A 23524-nucleotide genomic window follows, 5' to 3' on the forward strand; every position below is an offset into this window, starting at 1 on the left:
GTCTCCCTTCAAAATTGAAGTTTTTATTGTGAACTGAATCCTACCAACGGTAGTGAGCAAACGCTTTGTTCGCTTCAGCCATTTTGTGCGTATCTTCACGTTTCTTAACAGAAGCGCCTGTGTTGTTGGAAGCATCGATGATCTCAGCCGCCAAACGCTCTTCCATTGTTTTCTCACCGCGGTTGCGGGAGTAGTTCACGAGCCAACGTAAACCCAAAGCAGTACGTCTCTCTGGTTTTACCTCGATTGGTACTTGGTAGTTGGCACCGCCGACACGGCGAGCTTTAACTTCCAGGACTGGCATGATATTCTTGATTGCTGTCTCAAACACTTCCATCGGGTCATTACCCGTGCGTTCTTGGATCAACTTGAACGCATTATACAGAATGCTTTGAGCAACACCGCGTTTTCCGTCGAGCATGATGCGGTTGATCAAACGAGTAACCAACTTGCTGTTGTATACCGGATCTGGCAACACGTCTCTTTTCGTAACTGGACCTTTGCGTGGCATGGATATCCCCCTTTCTTTCTTGTTAAGCCTATCCTTGTCCTCTGGGCTTACACCCAGAAGGATATTTAGGATTGCTTCTTATAATGTGTTAGGCTTTTTTAGCTTTTGGACGTTTAGCACCGTATTTAGAACGAGCTTGCATACGGTTGTTCACGCCTGCAGTATCGAGTGCTCCACGAACGATGTGGTAACGAACCCCTGCAAGGTCCTTAACTTTACCTCCGCGAATCAAAACAACACTGTGCTCTTGCAAGTTATGTCCGATACCCGGGATATAAGCAGTTACCTCGAGACGGTTCGTCAAACGAACACGCGCATACTTACGAAGTGCAGAGTTCGGTTTACGTGGAGTCATTGTACCTACACGAGTGCAGACACCACGTTTTTGTGGGGCACTGATGTTAGTAGATTCACGTTTCAAAGCGTTGAACCCTTTTTGCAATGCTGGTGATTTGGACTTTTCAACTTTAGCTTGACGTCCTTTGCGTACCAGTTGGTTAATAGTTGGCATGTGATTGCCACCCCCTTCCTCAATTGTTCATGTTTCTTATAAACCTCTTTTCGCTAAGTCCACAGACCCAGGCGGTTCATAAAAAGACAAATGAAAAGTTTTTGCCTTGGAGAATCCCTAAAAGTTCTCGGACAAAAACGTTCCTTACCCTATCATTTTGCGACAGCAGCCATTGCTGCTCCCACTCCAATCCCGCAAGCTTTGCCGAGATTTTTCATTGTGTCCACTTTCGTGTACTTCACATTGTGTTGTTCACACAAGGCAATGATTTTGGAAGTGAGCTGCGGATCACTATCCTCGGCCACATAGACCTCAGCAGCCATTCCTGACTGGACCATCCGCATGGTCTGTTTTGTACCTATTTTGACATGAGCATCTTGCAGGCCTTTTTCATTAGACATTGTTCATTCCTCCGAATAGGACATATACAATCAGCTGCTCACGCACCTTTGATATATTAGCATCTAGCGCAAGCATTGTCAATGCTAATCCTAAAACATTTATTCAAAGTTTTCGCACATCAGGAAACGTCCGTCTGTATTAAACACACGTCCATCCCCCGACGTACAAAACTTTATTATCCCCCTATTAAAGAGGGAATCTATTTAATCAACGGAAACTGGCTCAAGTTCTTCAACTGAAGATTGACCATCTTCCGGCTCAGCAAACTTGATGCTGCGGTAACGGTTCATACCTGTACCGGCAGGGATCAGTTTACCGATGATTACATTTTCCTTCAGACCGAGCAACTGATCGACTTTACCTTTGATCGCTGCATCTGTCAATACACGTGTAGTCTCTTGGAACGACGCCGCAGAGAGGAAGGAGTCTGTTTCCAGGGATGCTTTTGTAATACCGAGCAGGATTGGTTTCGCAACCGCTGGCTCTTTATCACTAAGAATCGCTGTTTTGTTAGCTCTTTCGTACTCATGCGTATCCACGAACGATCCTGGCAGCAGCGTTGTATCTCCTGCATCGACAATGCGGATTTTACGCAGCATTTGACGGATCATAACTTCAACGTGTTTATCGTTAATTTCTACGCCCTGGTTACGGTATACGCGCTGTACTTCCTGCAAAATGTAGTTCTGTACGCCACGTACGCCTTTGATGCGCAGCATTTCTTTTGGATCGATAGAACCATCTGTCAGCTCGTCGCCTGCTTCGATTTCCATGCCTTCGCTTACGCGTACACGGGAACCGTAGGTAACGGAGTAAACTTTGGATTCTGCCTCACCTTGGATTTCAATTTCGCGACGATCTTTCGCTTCACGAATCTCTTTGACAATACCGTCAATCTCACTGATCGTTGCTTGACCCTTAGGATTACGAGCTTCAAACAACTCCTGGATACGCGGCAAACCTTGCGTAATATCGTCTCCGGCTACACCACCGGTGTGGAACGTACGCATTGTAAGCTGTGTTCCTGGCTCACCAATGGATTGCGCAGCGATGATACCAACTGCTTCACCGATCTCCACATGTTTACCTGTCGCAAGGTTGCGACCGTAACATTTTTTGCAGACACCATGACGAGCACGGCAGCTGAGTACGGAGCGGATTTGCAATTTAGTTACACCCGCTTTGATGATTGCCTCTGCTTTGTCAGAGTCAATCAGTTCATTACGGTGTGCAATAACTTCTTTGGTTTCCGGATGACGAACCGTCTCGAAGCAATATCTTCCTTCGATACGGTCGTAGAGATCTTCAATAACCTCTTTACCATCCTGGATACGGCTAACCGTAAACCCTTTATCTGTACCACAATCATCTTCACGCACGATTACGTCTTGTGCCACGTCTACGAGACGACGAGTCAGGTAACCTGAGTCGGCTGTACGGAGGGCCGTATCGGCCAAACCTTTACGGGCACCGTGAGTCGAGATGAAGTACTCGAGTACCGTCAGACCTTCACGGAAGTTCGATTTGATTGGGAGTTCGATGATACGACCAGACGGGTTGGCCATCAGACCACGCATACCGCCCAATTGGGTGATTTGCGATTTGTTACCCCGCGCTTTGGAGTCAACCATCATCATAATGGAGTTGTAACGATCCATCGACTTCATCAGAATCTCGGTGATATCATCTTTCGATTTAGACCAGATATCAATGATGCGGTCATAGCGCTCTTCGTTCGTGATCAGACCACGACGGTACTGATTCGTAACGATTTGTGCTTTTTCTTCGGATTGTCTAAGAATTTCCGTTTTCTCATCTGGTACCACAACGTCCGAAACCGCAACCGTAATACCGGCACGAGTGGAGTATGTGAAACCAAGCTGTTTGATTTTATCCAAAATAACGGCTGTTTCCGTTGTATGGTAAATTTCAAAACAACGAGCGATGATTGTACCCAGATATTCCTTACCAACACCACCTGCTTGAGGTGCGTTCATGATCGCTTCTCTCAGGTCAGTTCCCTTCTCATACACAAAGAAATGCTCAGCAGTACCTTGATAGAGGTTTGCACGAGTTGCATCATTGATGTAAGGGAAACTTGCTGGGAAGATTTCATTGAAGATGATTTTACCGACAGTTGTCAGCAACATAGCATCTTGTTGTTTTTCAGTAAAGCTTGTTTTACCCAGAGCTTTAACCGGAATCGCTACGCGTGCGTGCAAGCCGGCAGTACCACGTTGATACGCAGATACAGCTTCGTTCACGGTACGCAGAATCATGCCAGTTCCCTTTTCTTCCTTGTTGTCCATGGTCAGGTAATAAGAACCTAGGACCATATCCTGGGAAGGAGTAACAACTGGTTTACCGTCTTTCGGGTTCAAAATGTTACCCGATGCAAGCATCAGGATACGTGCTTCCGCTTGTGCCTCAGCAGACAACGGTACGTGCACGGCCATTTGGTCACCGTCAAAGTCGGCATTGTATGCCGTACATACGAGCGGGTGAAGACGGATCGCTTTACCTTCAACCAGAATCGGTTCAAATGCTTGAATACCGAGACGGTGAAGCGTAGGGGCACGGTTGAGCAGAACCGGATGCTCCTTGATTACTTCTTCAAGAACATCCCATACTTCAGGACTTACGCGCTCTACTTTACGTTTTGCGCTCTTGATATTGTGGGCAAGCCCTTTATTTACAAGTTCTTTCATAACGAAAGGCTTGAACAGTTCAAGTGCCATATCTTTTGGCAGACCACACTGATACATCTTCAGATAAGGTCCGACAACGATAACGGAACGACCGGAATAGTCAACACGTTTACCGAGCAAGTTTTGACGGAAACGTCCTTGTTTACCTTTCAGCATGTGGCTGAGGGATTTCAATGGACGGTTACCAGGACCCGTTACCGGGCGTCCGCGACGGCCGTTGTCGATCAATGCGTCAACAGCTTCCTGCAGCATCCGTTTTTCGTTTTGCACGATAATGTCTGGTGCGCCAAGATCAAGCAAACGTTTCAGACGGTTGTTCCGGTTAATTACACGGCGGTACAGATCATTCAGGTCAGACGTTGCAAAACGTCCACCATCCAATTGTACCATTGGACGAAGTTCCGGCGGGATAACAGGAAGTACATCCATGATCATCCACTCAGGCTTGTTACCCGAGTTACGGAAAGCTTCGATAACTTCCAACCGTTTGATTGCACGGTTACGACGTTGTCCTTGTGCAGTGCGGAGCTCTTCCTTCAGGAATTCAAGCTCTTTGTCCACATCAAGGTCTTGAAGCAGTTTTTTAACCGCTTCTGCACCCATGCCAGCTTGGAATCCATATCCGTATTTCTCACGGTAGCTGCGGTATTCTTTCTCGGACAACAGCTGTTTTTTCTCCAGTGGAGTTTCTCCTGGATCAGTTACTACATAAGATGCAAAATAGATAATCTCCTCAAGTGATCTTGGGGACATATCCAAAGCGAGACCCATGCGGCTCGGAATACCTTTGAAGTACCAGATATGCGATACCGGAGCAGCGAGCTCAATATGGCCCATCCGTTCACGGCGTACTTTGGCACGTGTTACTTCAACACCACAGCGGTCACAGACAACGCCTTTATAACGAACGCGTTTGTATTTACCACAGTGACATTCCCAGTCTTTCGTAGGGCCAAAAATCTTTTCGCAGAACAGCCCTTCTTTTTCCGGTTTCAACGTACGATAGTTGATCGTTTCCGGTTTTTTCACTTCTCCGCGGGACCAAGAACGAATTTTTTCTGGGGAAGCAAGCCCGATCTTCATGTATTCGAAATTGTTGACGTCCAACAAGGAGCAACCCTCCTTAACCAATTCCTGTATTCTAGGTTACGCCTTCTCCGGCCGAAGCCGGAGCAAGACGCGAGCCTGATGAAAAACGCCGGTCATCATGCGCCCGAAGCGGTTACTCCACTCCGACCTCTGAACCCTCAAGGTTGAGGCTGAGCTTATCGCTCGCAGCGTCATCTTCATCGTCCATTTCTTTCATTTCAATCTCTTGTTCATCTTCGCTCAAAATCTTAACGTCCATACCCAAGCTTTGCAGCTCTTTGATCAATACTTTGAATGACTCAGGAACACCCGGTTCCGGAACATTCTCACCTTTGACAATGGACTCATATGTTTTCACCCGACCAACAACATCATCGGATTTAACAGTCAAGATTTCTTGCAGAGTATAAGCAGCGCCGTATGCTTCAAGCGCCCAAACTTCCATCTCTCCGAAACGCTGTCCACCGAATTGGGCTTTACCACCCAGCGGCTGTTGCGTAACGAGTGAGTAAGGACCTGTGGAACGGGCATGGATTTTATCATCAACCATGTGCGCCAGCTTGATCATATGCATGACGCCGACAGTTACTTCACGTTCAAATTCTTCACCCGTACGACCATCGTACAGAACGGTTTTACCATTACGCTGCATACCTGCTTCTTCCATCGTATCGAAGACGTCATACTCTTTCGCTCCGTCGAATACAGGGGTAGCTACGTGAATACCGAGCTGCATCGCAGCCATACCCAAGTGAACTTCGAGCACTTGACCGATGTTCATCCGGGAAGGTACGCCCAACGGGTTAAGAACGATTTGAACCGGTGTTCCGTCCGGCAGGAAAGGCATATCTTCTTCCGGCAGGATACGAGCCACGACCCCTTTGTTACCGTGACGTCCGGCCATTTTATCACCCTCGGAGATTTTCCGTTTTTGAGCGATATAGACACGAACGAGCTGGTTAACACCTGGAGGCAGTTCATCACCGTTTTCACGGGTAAATACTTTCACGTCCACGACGATTCCGTCAGTACCGTGAGGTACACGCAAGGACGTATCACGAACTTCGCGTGCTTTCTCACCGAAGATTGCATGCAGGAGACGTTCTTCCGCAGTCAGTTCAGTTACACCTTTAGGCGTTACTTTACCAACCAGGATATCGCCAGCAGCGATTTCGGCACCAATTCGGATAATACCACGCTCATCGAGGTTACGCAGCGCTTCTTCCCCTACGTTAGGGATGTCACGTGTGATCTCTTCAGGTCCGAGCTTGGTATCACGCGCTTCTGACTCATACTCCTCGATGTGGATGGATGTGTAGACATCTTCCTTCACGAGTTTTTCACTAAGCAGAATCGCATCCTCGTAGTTGTAACCTTCCCAAGTCATGAAGGCAACAACAACGTTGCGTCCCAGAGCCAATTCGCCCATTTCCGTCGAAGGACCATCAGCGAGGATGTCGCCAGCTTTGACAACAGCTCCACGTTTGACAATCGGACGTTGGTTAATGCATGTTCCTTGGTTCGAACGCATAAATTTGTGTAATTTATATTTAACGATATCGCCTTTAACTTCCTGGCCATCTACCTCTTCCACACGACGGAGCCAGATTTCATTCGCAGAAGAACGCTCAATAATCCCGTCATATTTGGAGACAATACATACACCGGAATCTTTTGCAGCTTTGTGTTCCATACCTGTTCCTACGAGTGGAGCTTTAGGAATCAAGAGTGGAACCGCCTGCCGCTGCATGTTCGATCCCATCAGTGCGCGGTTGGAGTCATCGTTCTCAAGGAACGGAATGAGCGCCGTAGCGACGGATACAACTTGCTTAGGAGATACGTCCATGTAGTCAACGCGCTCACTCGGCATCGTAAGGATGTTATCTGATTGCTTGTTGTAACGTACAATGATCGCTTCTTCTGCAAATGTTCCATCTTCATTCAATTTCGCGTTCGCTTGAGCGACAACGTAGTTGTCCTCTTCGTCTGCTGTCAGGTAATCGATTTGCTCGGTTACGACACCAGTCTTCGGATCTACCCAGCGATACGGAGCTTCAATGAAACCATATTCGTTCACACGGGCAAATGTAGACAAGGAGTTGATCAATCCAATATTTGGTCCCTCTGGAGTCTCGATCGGACACATCCGGCCATAGTGGGATGGATGGACGTCACGAACTTCCATGCCTGCACGCTCACGTGTCAAACCGCCCGGTCCGAGTGCGGACAGACGACGTTTATGCGTCAACTCACCCAGTGGGTTCGTTTGATCCATAAACTGTGACAACTGGGAGCTACCGAAGAACTCTTTAATGGACGCGATAACCGGACGTATGTTAATCAGCGCCTGTGGCGTGATCACGTTAGCATCCTGAATGGACATTCTCTCACGAACAACACGTTCCATACGGGACAAACCGATACGGAATTGGTTTTGCAAGAGTTCACCAACCGAACGCAGACGACGGTTACCCAGGTGATCGATATCATCTGTGCTTCCGATGCCGTGCAGAAGGTTAATGAAATAACTGATTGAAGAAATGATATCAGCCGGTGTTACGTTTTTCACTGATTTATCAATGTTTGCATTGGCAATCAGCTTAACGACTTTACCATCTTCAATCGGCGAGAACACATCGATCGTTTGCATTGGAATATCATTCGCATCCAGAACTCCGTTAGCCACGTGATACGTACGGAAGCCAACACTCTTCTCCAGATGTGGCATGATTTCGTCGAGCAAACGACGGTCAACCATTTGACCTGCTTCGGCGATAATTTCACCAGTTTCAGTATCAACGAGAGACTCAGCCAGACGTTGATTGAACAAACGGTTTTTGATGTGAAGCTTTTTGTTGATTTTGTAACGACCTACGTTAGCCAGGTCATAGCGTTTTGGATCAAAGAAACGCGCTACGAGCAAGCTTTTCGCATTATCCAGCGTTGGTGGCTCACCCGGACGAAGACGCTCATAAATCTCAATCAGCGCTTTCTCCGTGGAATCCGTATTGTCTTTGTCCAGCGTGTTGCGAATATATTCGTCATTACCCAGCAGATCCAGAATCTCAGCGTCTGTGCCAAAACCAAGAGCACGCAGGAGAACCGTAACTGGTATTTTACGCGTACGGTCGATCCGGACGTATACAACATCCTTCGCGTCCATCTCCAGTTCGAGCCAAGCGCCGCGGTTAGGAATAACTGTAGCGGTATACGTTTTTTTGGCGTTCTTATCTACTTTGGTACTGAAGTAAACGCTAGGAGAGCGAACCAACTGGCTGACAATAACCCGTTCCGCACCATTAATAATAAATGTGCCGGTTTCGGTCATCAGCGGGAAATCTCCCATGAATACTTCCTGCTCTTTGACTTCTCCGGTTTCCTTATTAATGAGCCGGACTTTGACCCGAAGCGGTGCTGCATAAGTAACGTCACGCTCTTTCGCGTCGTCTACTGTATACTTCGGTTCACCGAGACTGTAATCGATAAATTCCAAAATCAAGTTGCCTGTAAAATCCTGGATCGGCGAGATATCCTGGAACATTTCGCGCAACCCTTCCTCCAAAAACCAATCGTAAGATTTTTGTTGGATCTCAATCAGGTTCGGAACTTCGAGTATCTCGTTAATTCGTGCATAACTGCGCCGAGTGCGTCGACCATATTGAACAAGATGTCCTGCCAACTTAAACTCACCCCTCAATGTCTACTCACTTTAAAAATTTCGTTGCGAACCTCTGTTTGTAACCTTATAATGGTACACATACAGAGCAATGCAATGCATCCACAAATAAAGAAAAGCCCTTACTCGAATGTCGTTCGAAAAAAGAGCAACTTTGATCGGCGGATGTCTTCCAAAATCATACTTATCCCCAGTTTGCCCAAAATGTACATATTATACGCCAAACGTAGGCATAATAAGCCCGTTCGGCGTAAAAAAAGGTTGACATTTTTAGTTAGCTAAAGCCAAGTAGGGCATCTTAATACTGACATTTTACAATAATACCACGACCTGAATTTCAAGTCAATAGTCCTATTGCAAAAAAAATACTCCCCTGCTTACTTTACAAATCGGAAATCAGCCTTCGGACGAATCCTCCGTTTTCACCGCTTTGAAAATCCGGTAGCCTTTATCTTTCGTCACTTCTTCCACTCTGCCAAACAAGGATTCCAGCTTCGCTTTTGCCGAAGGAGCTCCCTGCTTTTTCTGAATGACTATCCACAACGAACCGCCTACCTTCAAATGCCGATGTGCCTGCTCAAAAATAGTATGAACGGTTTCCTTCCCTGCTCGAATCGGCGGGTTGGTTAGTACTGCGTCAAAGTCGCTCTTGTTCACTTCAGAAAGTAGATTACTTTGCATTACCGTTACATTCGTAATACCATTTGCTTTTGCATTTTCTCTGGAAAGCTCAACCGCTCTCTCGTTGATATCGATCATGGTGACATGTCCTTCGGGTACAAGCTTGGCTGCCGTAAGACCAATCGGTCCGTACCCGCAACCCACATCCAGAACATGAGCTCCAGCAGTTAACTCTATTGCATCAATCAGCACTCTGCTGCCGTAATCGATTCCGTTTTTGGAAAATACACCTGCATCGGTAACGAATCGCAATTTCCATCCACGAAGCTCCGCTTCAGTTGCCCGTCTGTCATGTGCGACCTGCGGTTTGTCCGAATAATAATGATTGGACATGTCCTCACTCACTTTCCATATACAATTACAGCAACAAACCCCTTGATATAAGTCAAGGGGTTTGTTGTTTTGTTCATTTAGCTTATATAAGCCAAATTATTTAACTTCGATTGTAGCGCCTGCTTCTTCCAATTTAGCTTTGATGGACTCAGCTTCTTCTTTGCTAACTTTTTCTTTCAATGCTTTTGGAGCATTGTCAACTACTTCTTTAGCTTCTTTCAGGCCAAGACCTGTGATTTCACGAACTGCTTTGATAACGTTGATTTTGGAAGCGCCAGCGCTTGCCAAGATTACGTCGAACTCGGATTGCTCAGCTTCAGCAGCAGCAGCACCGCCACCTGCAACAGCTACTGGAGCTGCAGCAGTTACGCCGAATTCTTCTTCGATTGCTTTAACAAGATCGTTCAGTTCCAGTACAGTCATGCCTTTGATTGCTTCCAAGATTTGCTCTTTACTCATGATTGAACCTCCATATATAATTTTATTTTTTTGTAATTCAACGCCGCCTAAGCAGCTATCAGATCAAGTAGCTTACGCGCCTTGTTCTTCTTTGTCCGCAACAGCTTTAACCGCAAGCGCGAAGTTGCGCACTGGCGCTTGAAGCACGCTGAGGAGCATGGAGAGGAGACCTTCGCGGGATGGCAGTTCTGCCAATGCCTTAACTTCTTCTACTCCGATTACACGACCTTCAACAACTGCACCTTTCAATTCCAGTGCGTCGTTCTTTTTAGCGAAGTCGTTCAGAATTTTGGCTGGAGCCACAGCATCTTCGGCGCTGAATGCAATTGCAGTAGGACCTGTAAGAACGCTATCGAGTTCTGTCAGTTCTGCTGCAGCAGTCGCACGGCGAAGCAATGTGTTTTTCAGCACTTGGAATTCAATTCCGGCTTCACGAAGCTGCTTACGCAGCTCAGTTACTTGGGCAACGTTCAGACCGCGATAGTCAACAACAACTGTCGTAGCGCTCTCGCGCAATTTTGCTGTTACTGCATCAACGGACTCTTGTTTTGCTTGAATCACTTTTGCGTTTGCCAAACTGTACACCTCCTGATCAAATTTATCCCATTAAGAAAAGCCTCCGTAGAATCACGAAGGCTTGATATATACTCATAATCGATTTGCATCGTTCTAAGTTCTATAATCACACCTCGGTAGGAAATTAAGCCTGATGGCACCTACTGTCTACGGCAAGCATATTCAAATGTCAACGGTCAGTCACTCGGACTCACAACTCTTATATCATATCAAAACAGAACAAGTCTGTCAACAGATATTATCTAAAAGCTGCTGCGTTCACGCGTGCGCCAGGGCCCATCGTGGAAGAAAGAGAAACATTCTTCAGATAAACACCTTTTGCTGCCGCCGGTTTAGCACGGTTCAGAGCGTCCATGAGAGCTTTCAAGTTCTCGTTCAGTTGCTCTGCAGAGAAAGATGCTTTACCGATCGGTGCATGAATTTGACCTGCACGATCCAGACGATATTCGATTTTACCGGCTTTAATTTCTTGAACAGCCTTGGATACATCGAAAGTTACCGTTCCGGCTTTAGGGTTAGGCATCAGACCTTTACCGCCGAGCAGTCGGCCCAATTTACCTACTTCACTCATCATATCCGGTGTCGCTACGCAGACGTCGAATTCGAACCAGCCTTGTTGGATTTTGTTGATCATGTCTGCATCACCAACATAGTCCGCGCCAGCCGCTTCCGCTTCTTTCGCTTTGTCACCTTTTGCAAATACCAATACGCGTTGTGTTTTACCTGTGCCGTGTGGCAAGACAACTACACCACGTACAGCCTGGTCTTGCTTACGTGGGTCAACGCCCAAGCGTACTGCTGCTTCGATTGTTTCATCGAATTTTGCAGTGGCTGCCTTTTTCACAAGCTCTACAGCTTCTGAAGGCTCGTAAGTTGCTTCGCTGTCGATCAGCTTAGCAGCTTCCAGGTATTTTTTACCGTGTTTAGCCATGTTATATTCCTCCTTTGTGGTTTTAGCGGATATACCTCCCACATCAACCGGCCGCGAATCGGCCGGCTTTACGAAGCCATGTTTCAGATGAAAAATTAGTCTTCGATGGTGATACCCATGCTACGGGCAGTACCTTCGACCATACGCATTGCGGACTCAACGCTCGCTGCATTCAGGTCAGGCATTTTTTGTTCTGCGATTTGACGTACCGCATCACGTTTAACGGTAGCAACTTTTTTCTTGTTCGGTTCGCCGGATCCTTTTTCCACTTTAGCTGCCACTTTCAACAGAACTGCTGCTGGTGGAGTTTTAGTGATGAATGTAAAGGAACGGTCCTCGAATACTGTGATTTCAACAGGAATAATCAATCCCGCTTGATCGGCTGTACGAGCGTTGAATTCTTTACAGAATGCCATGATGTTGACACCTGCTTGACCCAAAGCTGGACCTACCGGAGGCGCTGGATTCGCTTTACCTGCTGGAATTTGCAGTTTTACCATTTTGATTACCTTTTTTGCCATGATTGACACCTCCTTGCAAAATAGTGGTTAACGAACCTTTCGGTCCTCCCACAAGAAACTTGAAGAGACTATATCTTCTCCACTTGTGTATATTCCAACTCAAGCGGCGTTTCCCGTCCAAACATGTTCACATGCACTTTCAACTTGCTTTTGTCTACCAAGATTTCTTCCACGGAGCCCACAAAATTCGCAAAAGGACCAACTTTAATTCGTACGGATTCCTTAATGTCGAATTCAATTTTCGGCTTCGGCTCAACCATGCCCATATGCTTCAGAATTTGTTCCACTTCTTCAGGCAACAGAGCGGTTGGTTTGGACCCGGAACCTGTCGAACCGACAAATCCCGTAACACCCGGTGTATTGCGAACAACATACCAAGAGTCATCCGTTTGGATCATTTCCACCAAGACATAACCGGGGTAAACTTTACGCATAACGGTCTTTTTCTTACCGTCCTTGTTTACCACTTCTTCTTCCATAGGAACAAGAACGCGGAATATCTTGTCTTCCATGCCCATGGACTCTACGCGTTTTTCCAAATTGGCTTTGACCTTATTCTCATACCCTGAGTAGGTATGAACGACGTACCATCTTTTTTCCATATCAAGCCACCTGGGACCCTTCTTAAATAATCGCTTCGATCACAGCGGAGATGCCGATATCAACGACCCAAAAAAACAGCGTCATAACCACAACAGTACCAAGAACGATCAATGTGTAGTTGGTCAGCTCTTTACGATTAGGCCAGCGAACTTTTTTAAGTTCAGCCCAGCTTTCTGAGAAAAAGGAAATCAGAGATTTGAAACTACGTTTCACGCCGACTACACCTCCCAAAAACTATCTGGTTTCGCGATGAGAAGTCTGCTCGTTACAAAACTTGCAAAATTTCTTCATCTCCATGCGGTCGGGGTGATTACGCTTGTTTTTTGTCGTAGTGTAATTTCTTTGTTTGCAGTTTGTACAAGCCAAAGTAATAATTACCCGCATGATGTACACCTCCCGAAGACTTCCACTTTAAAGGAGAGTCTCTAAATTGATCCTAAAAAAAAGCCGCGAATTTAGGCCTACCTAAAACACTTTATCATAAGGGTATAACCATGTCAATGAAAGAATAGCCTTTCATCACTGGTAAAAGTTCCGTACAAAAAGGGTGCAGTTCGTGCGTCTCTGATTTTTTCTCTTCTCCTGCTTGGACCAAGCGATTACTAGTATTATCAATCTTTTGACTTATAAACTTAAAGCAGCAAAAAAAGACTCAAACTCCGAGCCTTTTCCTTCAACGACAACATTGTTCAATTATCTCGCACTTCCAGGTACTTTTCAAGTTTGCGCTTAACGCGCTGCAGTGCATTATCAATGGACTTCACATGTCGGTCCAAATCTACTGCTATCTCTTGATAAGATCTCCCGTCCAAATACAACATCAATACTTTTCGTTCCAAGTCACTTAGAATCTCCGACATCTTATCTTCCAGGCCCACAAACTCTTCCTGATTAATGATAAGCTCTTCCGGATCACTGACCTGGGTTCCACAAATCACATCGAGTAACGTACGATCGGATTCTTCATCATAAATGGGCTTGTCCAACGATACATAGGAATTAAGCGGAATATGTTTCTGACGTGTTGCCGTCTTGATTGCCGTAATAATCTGTCTGGTGATACACAGCTCGGCAAAAGCTTTGAACGAAGCCAGCTTGTCTCCTTTGAAATCCCGAATGGATTTGTAGAGACCAATCATTCCTTCCTGAATGATATCTTCCCGGTCTGCCCCAATCAGAAAATAAGATCTTGCCTTGGCGCGTACAAAGTTGCGATATTTGTTAATCAAAAACTCCAGCGCTTCGCTCTCACCTTCACGGACCGCTTCGACAATGTCTTCGTCACTTTGGTAATCATACTTAGATAACATGATATCTTTGAGGTCGACACTCACAGACAATCCCTCCGGCTGCAACGCAAGGTACACCGTTACTCTACTCTATGAAATATACGATCAGTATATATGATGGTACCTCACACCGTCAACCACGCTATCCCTAAAAAAGAACATGAATAACATAATTGTCAAGACTTTCAAGATTGAAATATTTGTAAAATAGCTCTCCTATTCACGACGCCAGCGCTCGAATTGCTTCAAAACATCCGGGCTAAGCTTGGCTCCGAGTGTATTGCGTGTGGACTTGGCCTGATCCTCCTCCAGACGTTTCTTCAATTCTTTCTCATTCTGCTCTACTTCGATCAGCAGTTCCCTGGCAGATACACGTAATGCTCCCTGTCCAAAAATGACATGTTGTTCTACCATATCACTTGTAGCTACATAGATTTGGCGTCTCCGCGAGCTTAGTTCCCGTACGAGTCTCTCAATGCATTCGTCAGCCGTCTCTTTTTCCTTGGTAAAATAAATCTGTACTTTGCTCTGTGTGTATGTTTTACCAAGTCCGGGTACGAGATAGGCATCAAAAACAACGATGACCTTGCGACCGGAGAATGCCTGATAGTCGGCCAGGCGGAAGAGAAGACGATTCCGCGCCTCCTCGAGCCCGCTCTCTGCCAATCTGGTCAGTTCTGGCCAGTCGCCAATCATGTTATACCCGTCTACCAGAAGCACATCCCGGGAATCAGCCATACCATCTATCCCTGTGCTTGGCGCGAACGGAGCACTTCGTACATGACAACACCCGCCGCCACGGAAGCATTCAGGGAGTTAATCTGCCCCTGCATCGGCAATTTGACCAGTACATCGCACTTCTCACGAATAAGTCGGCCCATCCCCTTGTTTTCGTTCCCGATAACCAACGCTACCGGCCCTGTGAATACGCCATTGCCAAATACCGCCTCACTTGCGGTCACATCTGTACCCACAACCCACACGCCCTCTTCTTTGAGACGATCAATCGTCTGAGCCAGGTTGCTGACACGAGCAACCGGTACATATTCAGCCGCACCTGCTGAAGTTTTTGACACCGTTACGGTTACTGACGCTGAACGCCGCTTAGGGACAATGACACCGTGGGCACCCGTACAGTCAGCTGTCCGCAGGATGGAGCCCAGGTTATGAGGATCTTCAATTTCATCCAGCAAAATTAAAAACGGATGCTCATTCTTTGATTTTGCCGCTTCCAAAATATCCTCTACCTCAGCATAAGCATACGGAGCTGCCTGCGCGACAACCCCCTGATGCTGAATGCCTGGCACGGTTTGATCCAGTTTGCGCTTGTCCACATGCTGAATCACGATACCGAGTTTTTTGGCTTCCGCGATAATCGGTTGAGTCGAGTGTTTCTGTGCTGTATCCGCGATCCATATTTTGTTGATGGTCCGGCCTGAACGCAGCGCCTCCGTGACGGAGTGCTTGCCAGCAATCCATTCTTCTTCCATATTGATTCGGTCCTCTCTATTACGCCCTGTATATACCTCCTTGTTGGCTTGTACCACAGGAGCGACTAAATTGTTTTTTTATTTTTGGGTTGGTGACGGCGAATGATGTTCTGCATGTTCGATTCCCTGTGTAATCAGATGGATCATACGGTCATGCCGACCACTACTGTACAGGTAACCAACAAGACACTCCAGAGCAGTGGCATGTCTGTATTCCAGCACATCCGCATTCTTGGGAATACTGCCGGACTTGGCATTCCGCCCCTGTCTTACTATGTCTCGCTCTTCTTCCGTCAATTGCTCCTCGATCCCTGTAAGGATTCGACTCTGCGCCTTGGCTGATACAAGACCTGTTGCACTGCGGTGCAAGTGATTCGGACGCATATTGGCCTTGGACAACAGATACTGCCTTACAGCTACCTCATACACTGCATCACCGATATAGGCGAGTGCAATCGGAGGAATCAATCTTGCAGGCCGGGAAGGCGGGTACGGAAACCACCCTCCCTGTGTCACAACCTCTGCCTGCTCTTCAGCCGACCGTTCCTCCTGCTCAGACTGATCGACAGAATCAGACAAATTTTTCAATTGATCCTCGTTCATTTGCGCCGCCATCTCATCCCTTGAGCCGTATCTTCAAGCAGTATGCCCTGCGCTGACAATTCGTCTCTAATTTCATCGGCTCTTGCCCAGTTTTTGGACTTGCGCGCTTCCGTACGCTCTTCGATCAGGCGTTCAATTTCTTCATCCAGCAGTTCTGGTTCTGCTTCCGTATAAATGCGAAGTACCGCATTCAACTCACCAAACAGCTCAAGCAATGCACGTATTTCCGCAGCATTTACGACTTCCTTTTGCAGCAACTGGTTTGCTTCGGCTGCCCATTCAAACAATGCGGTAATTGCATCCGGCGTATTGAAGTCATCTTGCATTTTCTCATGATACTGCTGACGGATCTGCTCCAGTCTGGCAGCAAACTCTGCTGTAATGTCTCGGTCTACCGTTACCGCCTGCAAACGATGCTTCAGATTGCCGACTGCATTTGCGATCCGATCCACACTGTTTTGTGCCTGCTCCATGGTATCTTCGGTAAAGTTAAGCGGATTGCGGTAATGTGTCGACAACATGAAATAACGAATGGCTTCACGTTTGTATTGGGTTCGAAGGTCTTTTACTAGCACTCCGTTACCGAGTGATTTCGACATTTTTTCGTTATCGATGCGGATAAATCCGTTATGCATCCAGTAGTTGGCGAGTGGTTTGCCTGTCAGCACCTCGGATTGTGCACATTCGCACTCATGGTGGGGAAACTGCAAATCCTGTCCGCCTCCATGGATATCGAGCGTATCTCCCAGGTATTCACGCGCCATGGCAGAGCATTCGATATGCCAGCCCGGACGCCCATTGCCCCAAGGACTGGACCAATAGATTTCTCCCGGTTTAGCCGCTTTCCAGAGCACGAAATCTTCCGGATGTTCTTTGCGCTCATCTACACCAATCCGGATACCGAACTGCAATTCCTGCAGGTTCTGCTTCGACAGCTTGCCGTACTCCTCGAATTTGCCTGTGCGGTAATACACGTCGCCACCATTTTCGTAGGCAAAGCCCTTTTCAACCAACTCACGGATAAAATCGATAATGAGCGGCATATTCTCGGTAACTCTCGGATTGCTGCTGGCTTTGGGAATCCCCAATCCCTCAAGATCCTCGTAATAAGCGGCAATAAACTTCTCGGCAACATGAGGGACGTCAGTACCCAGCTGTTCCGCTTTGCGAATCAATTTATCGTCAACGTCCGTGAAGTTCACAACGTAGTTTACTTCATGTCCTGTCTGTTCCAAGTAGCCGCGAACCGTGTCGAAAAAAATAACCGGACGTGCATTCCCGATATGAATGTAATCATATACTGTCGGTCCGCACACATACATTTTTACCTTCCCCGGTTCTTGGGGAACGAAATTTTCTTTGGTACGACTCATCGTATTATAAATTTGAAGCGTCATGGTCACTTTCCTTTCATTCATACATCCTTATTTATTTATTGTATCACGCGAAGTCTCACTCTTATGGTTATCCTGTAGTGTACGCACTTCTTCACGCAACCGTTCGATCTCTTGCTGCATACTGCGCAGAGAGTCAATGACCGGATCGGGCAGCTGCTGATTCAGACGATCCACCCGGCGTCCATCCTGCTTGACGATTCTTCCCGGTATGCCTACAACCGTACTGTTGGATGGGACTTCTTTCAATACGACCGAGTTGGCTCCAATGTTGCATTGATCACCAACGCTGAATGAACCGAGCACTTTGGCTCCGGATGAGATAACCACATTATTGCCAATCGTCGGGTGTCTCTTTCCTTTTTCTTTCCCTGTTCCGCCAAGTGTAACCCCCTGATAAATAACAACATCATCACCAATCTCACAGGTTTCACCAATAACTACACCCATCCCGTGGTCAATAAACAGCCGATTCCCGATGGTCGCTCCAGGGTGAATCTCGATTCCTGTCATAAAACGGCTGATCTGCGAGATGAACCGGGCAACCGAGAACCATTTGCGTTTGTAGAAAAAGTGCGCGATCCGATGAGCCCATATCGCATGCAGCCCCGAATAGGTGAGTACAACCTCGAACCATCCCCGGGCAGCCGGATCGTTCTCAAACACCGCCTGGATATCTGATCTGATCTTCTTGAACATGCTCGTTCCCCTCTTGTTCAGGTCTTCGTCCTCCGGCATACCGGACGGCGCATCCCTCTTGGTAGTGTACTGCTGACTCGCCCCAAACAAAAAACGCCTCTGCAGCATTATGCTGCAGAGGCGTTAATCGCGGTCCCACTCTGCTCGGCTCACACTTACGTAACAGAATTAGACAGTCAGCGAATGCTGCTACCTGTTCCGACCAATAAGCATGAACCCTCAAACGGTTCGGTAACGGAAACCAACCGTCACAACCTATCCTGACGTTTTCCTCCCTACACGTACAAGAGGCGGGGCCGGATTCGGCTATGCAGCTCACGGGCGCATTTCAACCGATGGACAGCGGATGGCTCACAGCCACCGCAGCCAAAGAAATTCATTCTTTGCCACGGGACCATCCTCTCTGAAACTGTCCGGTTCGGTTTACTCCTCCCGGTCTTTGCTGTTCTATGATGAATGCTGAAACATGTCATTTAACCTTTGTGTTGCTATTATAGCGAAAAGGTACTGGACTGACAACAATCTTGCGATATCTTCATCCGGAAGCGATGCCTGCCCTCAGAGCGACGATACCAGGATCTATACCGTTCTTGGATTATGCGCCTTTCACTTGTGCATGCAGACGCTCAATAACCGTATCCCGGCCCAGCAGTACAATCGTCTGATTCAGGTCACGTCCATGCGTCTGTCCAGTCAGTGCTACACGGATAGGCATAAAGAGCTGTTTGCCTTTAAATCCGGTTTCCTTCTGTACTTCCTTGATCAATGCAGCCATTTTACTTGGTGTAAACTCTTCGCTCGCCTGAACTTTGTCAGCAAAGGCCTTCAGAACGGTCGGCACTTGTTCCTCTCCAAGCACGGCTGTTGCTTCTGCATCCAGTTCCAGATGGGAGCGGAAGAATACTTCTGACAGTTCCACAATATCGGAGGCTGCCGTCATTTGCTCCTGGTACAGATGAACAAGTGTATACGCCCATTCTTTCTGTTCAGGTGACAGCTCAGCTGCGATGCGTCCTGCCTTTTGCAGATGCGGAATAGCCATTTCGGCAATACGATCCGGGTCTGCATGTTTGATATAGTGATTGTTCAGGTGCGCCAGCTTGTGAGTATCAAAGACCGCAGGGCTCTTGGATAACCGTTTCGTATCAAAGATGGAGATCAACTGCTCCTGCGAGAAAATCTCTTCTTCCCCTTCCGGCGACCAGCCAAGCAGGGAAATGAAGTTGAACATCGCCTCCGGCAAGTAGCCGAGCTGATCATATTGTTCGATAAACTGAATGACAGATTCATCCCGTTTACTCAGCTTCTTGTGATTTTCATTCACGATCAGTGTCATATGACCGAATTGCGGCGGCTCCCAGCCGAGCGCTTCATAGATCATCAGCTGACGCGGCGTGTTGGAGATGTGATCTTCCCCCCGGAGAACGTGGGAGATTTTCATCAAATGATCATCCACTGCAACGGCATAGTTGTAAGTGGGAATGCCGTCTTTTTTCACAATGACGAAGTCCCCGGACTCCTTGCTGTTAAATGAAATGGTGCCTTTTACCATGTCATCGAACGTATATGTACGCTCTTCCGGTACACGGAAACGAATGCTCGCCACGCGGCCTTCCGCTTCAAAAGCACTGATCTGCTCTGGTGTCAGGTCACGGTGTTTGCCCGAATAACGCGGCGTTTCTCCACGTGCCGTCTGCTCCTCGCGCTCTTGCTCCAACTCTTCTTCCGTACAGAAGCAGCGGTATGCCAGACCTTTGTCCAGCAGCTCCTGGGTGTATTTGCGGTAAATATCCAAACGTTCCGTCTGACGGTAAGGTCCGTATTCTCCGCCTACATCAATGCTCTCATCCCACTCGATTCCGAGCCATTTCAAATATTTAAGCTGGCTTTCTTCACCACCCGCAATATTCCGTTTTACGTCGGTATCCTCAATACGAATGATAAATTTCCCATTATTATGTTTGGCATACAAATAGTTAAAGAGCGCCGTACGGGCATTCCCGATATGCAGGTGACCCGTTGGACTAGGCGCGTAGCGCACACGAACTTCTGTGCTCATAAAATATCCCCTCCGTCTCTAGTTGGTTGATAATATCACACACGAACAAGGCAAACAACCGATTGGGCCGCAATGCCCTCTCCCCGTCCAGGGAATCCGAGCTGCTCTGTGGTCGTTGCTTTGACATTGACCTGGTCCACATCCGCTTCCAGCGCCTTGGCAATAACCTCGGCCATTTGTGGAATGTAAGGTGCCATTTTCGGTTTCTGCGCAATAATGGTGGAATCGATGTTACCCAAACGATATCCGCGATCCTTCACCAGCTGCCATACATGCTCCAGCAGTTTGAGGCTATCCGCATCCTTAAACTCCGGATCAGTGTCCGGAAAATGTTTGCCGATGTCCCCGAGTGCAAGTGCACCAAGAATGGCATCACTGATGGCATGCAGCAGCACATCTGCATCCGAGTGACCAAGCAGTCCTTTCTCATAAGGAATCGTTACCCCGCCAATGATGCACGGACGTCCCTCCACCAACTGGTGTACATCAAATCCCTGTCCTACACGTATCATCGCTTCTTCTCTCCCCCAAGCAAAAACGCGGCGTATTCCAAATCTTCCGGCGTCGTTAATTTGATGTTGGTATAACTGCCTTCCACAACCTGAACGGACATTCCCTGGCGCTCAGCCAGCATGGCGTCATCTGTCCCAAGAAATCGGTCCTTTGCCGCCGACTCATAAGCAAGCAGCAGTGAAGAAAGACGAAAAGCCTGCGGGGTTTGAATACTCCACAGACTGCTGCGGTCAGGGGTCGCCGTAACGATCCCTTCCGCATTCACTTGTTTAATCGTATCTTTAACGGGAACGGCGAGTACAGCAGCTCCCCCCGACATCGCGGCCTCCATGCAACCTGTAATCTGATTACGGTCAACAAAAGGACGTACCCCGTCGTGAACGAGAACCCAATCCGTCTGCAGGGCCTTAAGGCCTTCATGGACAGAATGCTGTCTCTCTTTCCCTCCGGGGATGACACGGACACGCGACTCCAGTCGGTATTCTTTTACCCAATCCAGGCAGCGTTCAACATCTGCGGCTCCGGTTACCAGCACGATCTCGCTGATTTCGTCCAGAGCGGCAAACACTTCAAGCGTATGTATGAAAACGGGCTTGTCCTGCAGCAGCAGAAACTGCTTACTCTCGGTTGTTCCCATTCGGGTTCCCCGACCAGCTGCCACAATGACGACACCCCACCCTTTATCCATGCCGTAATCCCTGCCTTGTCTGTCAGTTTATCGTTCTACGATACTGAATATCTGCAAGTGATATAAATATCGGTGAACGATACACTACCCATCATACCCCTTTATTGGGCTTTTTCCAACAGTTTCGGCTTGGCAAAAATCATTCGTCCCGCGGAAGTCTGCAGCACACTGGTCACCAGCACTTCCATCATCATGCCGATGTACTCGCGTCCGCCTTCCACGACAATCATTGTACCGTCATCCAGGTAAGCTACACCCTGGCCATGCTCCTTGCCATCCTTGATGATTTGCACCATGATCTCTTCACCTGGAAGCACCACTGGCTTCACTGCATTCGCCAAATCGTTGATGTTGAGCACGGATACACCCTGGAGCTCGCAAACCTTGTTCAAGTTAAAGTCATTGGTAACCACCTTGCCCTGAAGCACTTTGGCGAGTTTGACCAGCTTACTGTCCACTTCCGATATCTCTTCGAAATCCCCTTCGTAAATGAGTACCTTCACGTCGAGTTCTTTCTGGATTTTATTCAAAATGTCGAGTCCGCGCCGCCCTCTGTTCCGCTTCAGCAGATCCGAAGAATCCGCAATGTGCTGAAGTTCTTCCAGGACGAATTCCGGAATTACAATGGTACCTTCGATAAAGCCGGTTTTGCATATATCTGCGATGCGACCATCAATAATGACACTGGTATCCAAAATTTTATGTTCTTCCATCCGTCTGTCTTCATCCAGCTCGGGGTGCCCCCACCGCCCAGACATCCAGAATGCCGCAAGGTCGTCTTTCTTCGCCATAGCTAGCAAGTACCCCGAATATCCGCTAACGGCCGTCAGTGCGACCTGAAGCACCTCTCCTGCTGTTCCCAGCCACGTCAGGCATGGATAGAGCAGCAAGGCCATCAGTAACCCTGCAACGGTACCCGCTGCGCCGGCAGCCAGTTCGTTCATCGGAACTTTTGCCAAAACATCAATTCCATTTTGCAGCCTGCTTGCCAGCAATGTTCCACCAATATTACATACAGCCATAAACAATACAGCGCCCAGTGCCGTTGCTACCCCAGCCCCCAGCAGCCCTGCCGACTGAATCCATTCAGCCATCCACGGGACGGATTTTCCTGCCAGATGATATGCCGTGTAGCCAAACCATGCACCGCACAATCCTGTAAAAGTTAAAATGCCTTTTTTCCACATATGTCCCTGCACCTCCTTCAATTGTCGTTCCTCTTCATATCCAGTATGATCCAATTCTTGGATTGCTAATCCCGATTGGAAGAACTTTTTGGAAATGTTGCAATCGTCAGTTGAAAGAAGGTAAATTATTGGCATATAATGAATTCAATTCATATCCCGAGGTGAGTAGCAAAATGAGTACGCTAAGTTTACAGGCTTTTCAGGATCAGGTTTCCGAGCTGTTGCTGCGTCATCGCAGTCTGATTGATGTACTGTCCAAAACAGGACAAGCCGGAGCTTCTGTCAACCGTGCCGTGTCCAAGGCCATTACCGAATGCGGCTGCATTGAGCTGCACGCCACCAAGCAGAAATATGCCCCCGAGAGCGGTATCGCTCAAACCAAGGGCCTGCTGGAAACGCATGTGGAAGGTGAATTGTGTGAGAATTGCAAAGAGGTCATCAGCTCCGAACTGGGGCGGAACCTGTTTTATATGTCAGCTCTCTGCAATCTGCTGGATATTAACATGGAAGAAGTTGTGAATCACGAGTCACAGAAATGTTCGACGTTAGGGATGTTCAATTTGTCGTAAATGATAGGCGATGTTGCCGTACAAGAGTAGGT

24 protein-coding genes and 1 other annotated feature are annotated in these 23524 nt (G+C 47.6%); of the genes, 1 reads left to right on the forward strand and 23 read right to left on the reverse strand.

All coding sequences use genetic code 11. The features are described 5' to 3' along the window. Window positions 1–40 precede the first annotated feature (40 nt). The 23 genes from rpsG to ABGV42_RS27150 all read right to left on the reverse strand — a co-directional run bounded on the left by rpsG (window position 41) and on the right by ABGV42_RS27150 (window position 22923). Window positions 41–511, reverse strand: a complete 471-nt coding sequence (gene rpsG, locus ABGV42_RS27040; RefSeq protein ID WP_056697679.1) for a 30S ribosomal protein S7 — start codon at window positions 509–511, stop codon at window positions 41–43. Window positions 512–599: 88 nt separating this feature from the next. Further along, entirely contained in the window at window positions 600–1022 is a 423-nt protein-coding gene (gene rpsL, locus ABGV42_RS27045; protein WP_017692070.1) for a 30S ribosomal protein S12, read from the reverse strand. 152 nt (window positions 1023–1174) lie between these two features. Beyond that, window positions 1175–1423 (reverse strand): ribosomal L7Ae/L30e/S12e/Gadd45 family protein, encoded by a 249-nt coding sequence (locus tag ABGV42_RS27050; protein WP_076292165.1) that lies wholly within the window; start codon window positions 1421–1423, stop codon window positions 1175–1177. A gap of 204 nt (window positions 1424–1627) precedes the next feature. Beyond that, window positions 1628–5242: a DNA-directed RNA polymerase subunit beta' gene (gene rpoC / locus ABGV42_RS27055; RefSeq protein ID WP_347384509.1), complete on the reverse strand. Its 3615-nt coding sequence runs from the start codon at window positions 5240–5242 to the stop codon at window positions 1628–1630. 112 nt (window positions 5243–5354) lie between these two features. After that, on the reverse strand, window positions 5355–8900 hold the full coding sequence (gene rpoB / locus ABGV42_RS27060; protein WP_239305646.1) for a DNA-directed RNA polymerase subunit beta: 3546 nt from the start codon (window positions 8898–8900) through the stop codon (window positions 5355–5357). A 393-nt stretch (window positions 8901–9293) separates the two neighbouring features. After that, the gene (locus tag ABGV42_RS27065; RefSeq protein WP_347384510.1) at window positions 9294–9911 is read right to left on the reverse strand and encodes a class I SAM-dependent methyltransferase; all 618 of its coding nucleotides are present in this window, start codon (window positions 9909–9911) and stop codon (window positions 9294–9296) included. A 96-nt stretch (window positions 9912–10007) separates the two neighbouring features. Further along, window positions 10008–10370: a 50S ribosomal protein L7/L12 gene (rplL, locus tag ABGV42_RS27070; protein WP_095293426.1), complete on the reverse strand. Its 363-nt coding sequence runs from the start codon at window positions 10368–10370 to the stop codon at window positions 10008–10010. 72 nt (window positions 10371–10442) lie between these two features. Beyond that, the gene (gene rplJ / locus ABGV42_RS27075; protein WP_347384511.1) at window positions 10443–10946 is read right to left on the reverse strand and encodes a 50S ribosomal protein L10; all 504 of its coding nucleotides are present in this window, start codon (window positions 10944–10946) and stop codon (window positions 10443–10445) included. A 24-nt stretch (window positions 10947–10970) separates the two neighbouring features. After that, window positions 10971–11117, reverse strand: a sequence feature (ribosomal protein L10 leader region). Between the two features lie 67 nt (window positions 11118–11184). Further along, window positions 11185–11877 (reverse strand): 50S ribosomal protein L1, encoded by a 693-nt coding sequence (gene rplA, locus ABGV42_RS27080; protein ID WP_347384512.1) that lies wholly within the window; start codon window positions 11875–11877, stop codon window positions 11185–11187. A 95-nt stretch (window positions 11878–11972) separates the two neighbouring features. Further along, window positions 11973–12398, reverse strand: coding sequence for a 50S ribosomal protein L11 (gene rplK / locus ABGV42_RS27085; RefSeq protein WP_175394104.1), 426 nt, complete (start codon window positions 12396–12398; stop codon window positions 11973–11975). Window positions 12399–12466: 68 nt separating this feature from the next. Next, window positions 12467–13000 (reverse strand): transcription termination/antitermination protein NusG, encoded by a 534-nt coding sequence (gene nusG, locus ABGV42_RS27090; protein WP_056697652.1) that lies wholly within the window; start codon window positions 12998–13000, stop codon window positions 12467–12469. A 22-nt stretch (window positions 13001–13022) separates the two neighbouring features. Further along, a complete protein-coding gene (gene secE, locus ABGV42_RS27095; RefSeq protein ID WP_024633600.1) occupies window positions 13023–13214 on the reverse strand; it encodes a preprotein translocase subunit SecE in 192 nt (63 codons plus the stop codon). Between the two features lie 21 nt (window positions 13215–13235). Continuing rightward, window positions 13236–13385: a 50S ribosomal protein L33 gene (gene rpmG / locus ABGV42_RS27100; RefSeq protein ID WP_072735843.1), complete on the reverse strand. Its 150-nt coding sequence runs from the start codon at window positions 13383–13385 to the stop codon at window positions 13236–13238. Between the two features lie 305 nt (window positions 13386–13690). After that, complete coding sequence (gene sigH, locus ABGV42_RS27105; protein ID WP_024633601.1) at window positions 13691–14335, reverse strand: RNA polymerase sporulation sigma factor SigH; 645 nt, start codon at window positions 14333–14335, stop codon at window positions 13691–13693. Between the two features lie 171 nt (window positions 14336–14506). Then, window positions 14507–15028 (reverse strand): NYN domain-containing protein, encoded by a 522-nt coding sequence (locus ABGV42_RS27110; RefSeq protein WP_347384513.1) that lies wholly within the window; start codon window positions 15026–15028, stop codon window positions 14507–14509. Window positions 15029–15033: 5 nt separating this feature from the next. Continuing rightward, window positions 15034–15780, reverse strand: coding sequence for a 23S rRNA (guanosine(2251)-2'-O)-methyltransferase RlmB (gene rlmB, locus ABGV42_RS27115; RefSeq protein ID WP_347384514.1), 747 nt, complete (start codon window positions 15778–15780; stop codon window positions 15034–15036). Window positions 15781–15858: 78 nt separating this feature from the next. Continuing rightward, entirely contained in the window at window positions 15859–16383 is a 525-nt protein-coding gene (locus ABGV42_RS27120; RefSeq protein WP_347384515.1) for a Mini-ribonuclease 3, read from the reverse strand. Next, window positions 16380–17780 carry a cysteine--tRNA ligase gene (cysS, locus tag ABGV42_RS27125; RefSeq protein ID WP_347384516.1) on the reverse strand — a complete coding sequence of 467 codons (1401 nt, stop codon included), beginning with the start codon at window positions 17778–17780 and terminating at the stop codon, window positions 16380–16382. Before cysS ends, ABGV42_RS27120 begins: the two co-directional genes overlap by 4 nt. Window positions 17781–17807: 27 nt before the next feature. Continuing rightward, the gene (cysE, locus tag ABGV42_RS27130) at window positions 17808–18476 is read right to left on the reverse strand and encodes a serine O-acetyltransferase (protein WP_347384517.1); all 669 of its coding nucleotides are present in this window, start codon (window positions 18474–18476) and stop codon (window positions 17808–17810) included. Between the two features lie 595 nt (window positions 18477–19071). Further along, window positions 19072–20535, reverse strand: coding sequence for a glutamate--tRNA ligase (gltX, locus tag ABGV42_RS27135; RefSeq protein ID WP_095293432.1), 1464 nt, complete (start codon window positions 20533–20535; stop codon window positions 19072–19074). A gap of 35 nt (window positions 20536–20570) precedes the next feature. Next, window positions 20571–21047, reverse strand: a complete 477-nt coding sequence (gene ispF, locus ABGV42_RS27140) for a 2-C-methyl-D-erythritol 2,4-cyclodiphosphate synthase (RefSeq protein ID WP_095293433.1) — start codon at window positions 21045–21047, stop codon at window positions 20571–20573. Continuing rightward, window positions 21044–21736 carry a 2-C-methyl-D-erythritol 4-phosphate cytidylyltransferase gene (ispD, locus tag ABGV42_RS27145; protein WP_347384518.1) on the reverse strand — a complete coding sequence of 231 codons (693 nt, stop codon included), beginning with the start codon at window positions 21734–21736 and terminating at the stop codon, window positions 21044–21046. The genes ispF and ispD overlap by 4 nt, the downstream gene beginning before the upstream one ends. Before the next feature lie 101 nt (window positions 21737–21837). Next, complete coding sequence (locus ABGV42_RS27150; protein ID WP_347384519.1) at window positions 21838–22923, reverse strand: PIN/TRAM domain-containing protein; 1086 nt, start codon at window positions 22921–22923, stop codon at window positions 21838–21840. Window positions 22924–23096: 173 nt separating this feature from the next. Here ABGV42_RS27150 and ABGV42_RS27155 point away from each other — a divergent pair, with 173 nt between their 5' ends. Further along, on the forward strand, window positions 23097–23492 hold the full coding sequence (locus ABGV42_RS27155; RefSeq protein WP_095293446.1) for a DUF1573 domain-containing protein: 396 nt from the start codon (window positions 23097–23099) through the stop codon (window positions 23490–23492). Window positions 23493–23524: the final 32 nt, after the last annotated feature.

The sequence above is a fragment of the Paenibacillus pabuli genome (assembly GCF_039831995.1).
GTDB lineage: Bacteria > Bacillota > Bacilli > Paenibacillales > Paenibacillaceae > Paenibacillus > Paenibacillus pabuli_C.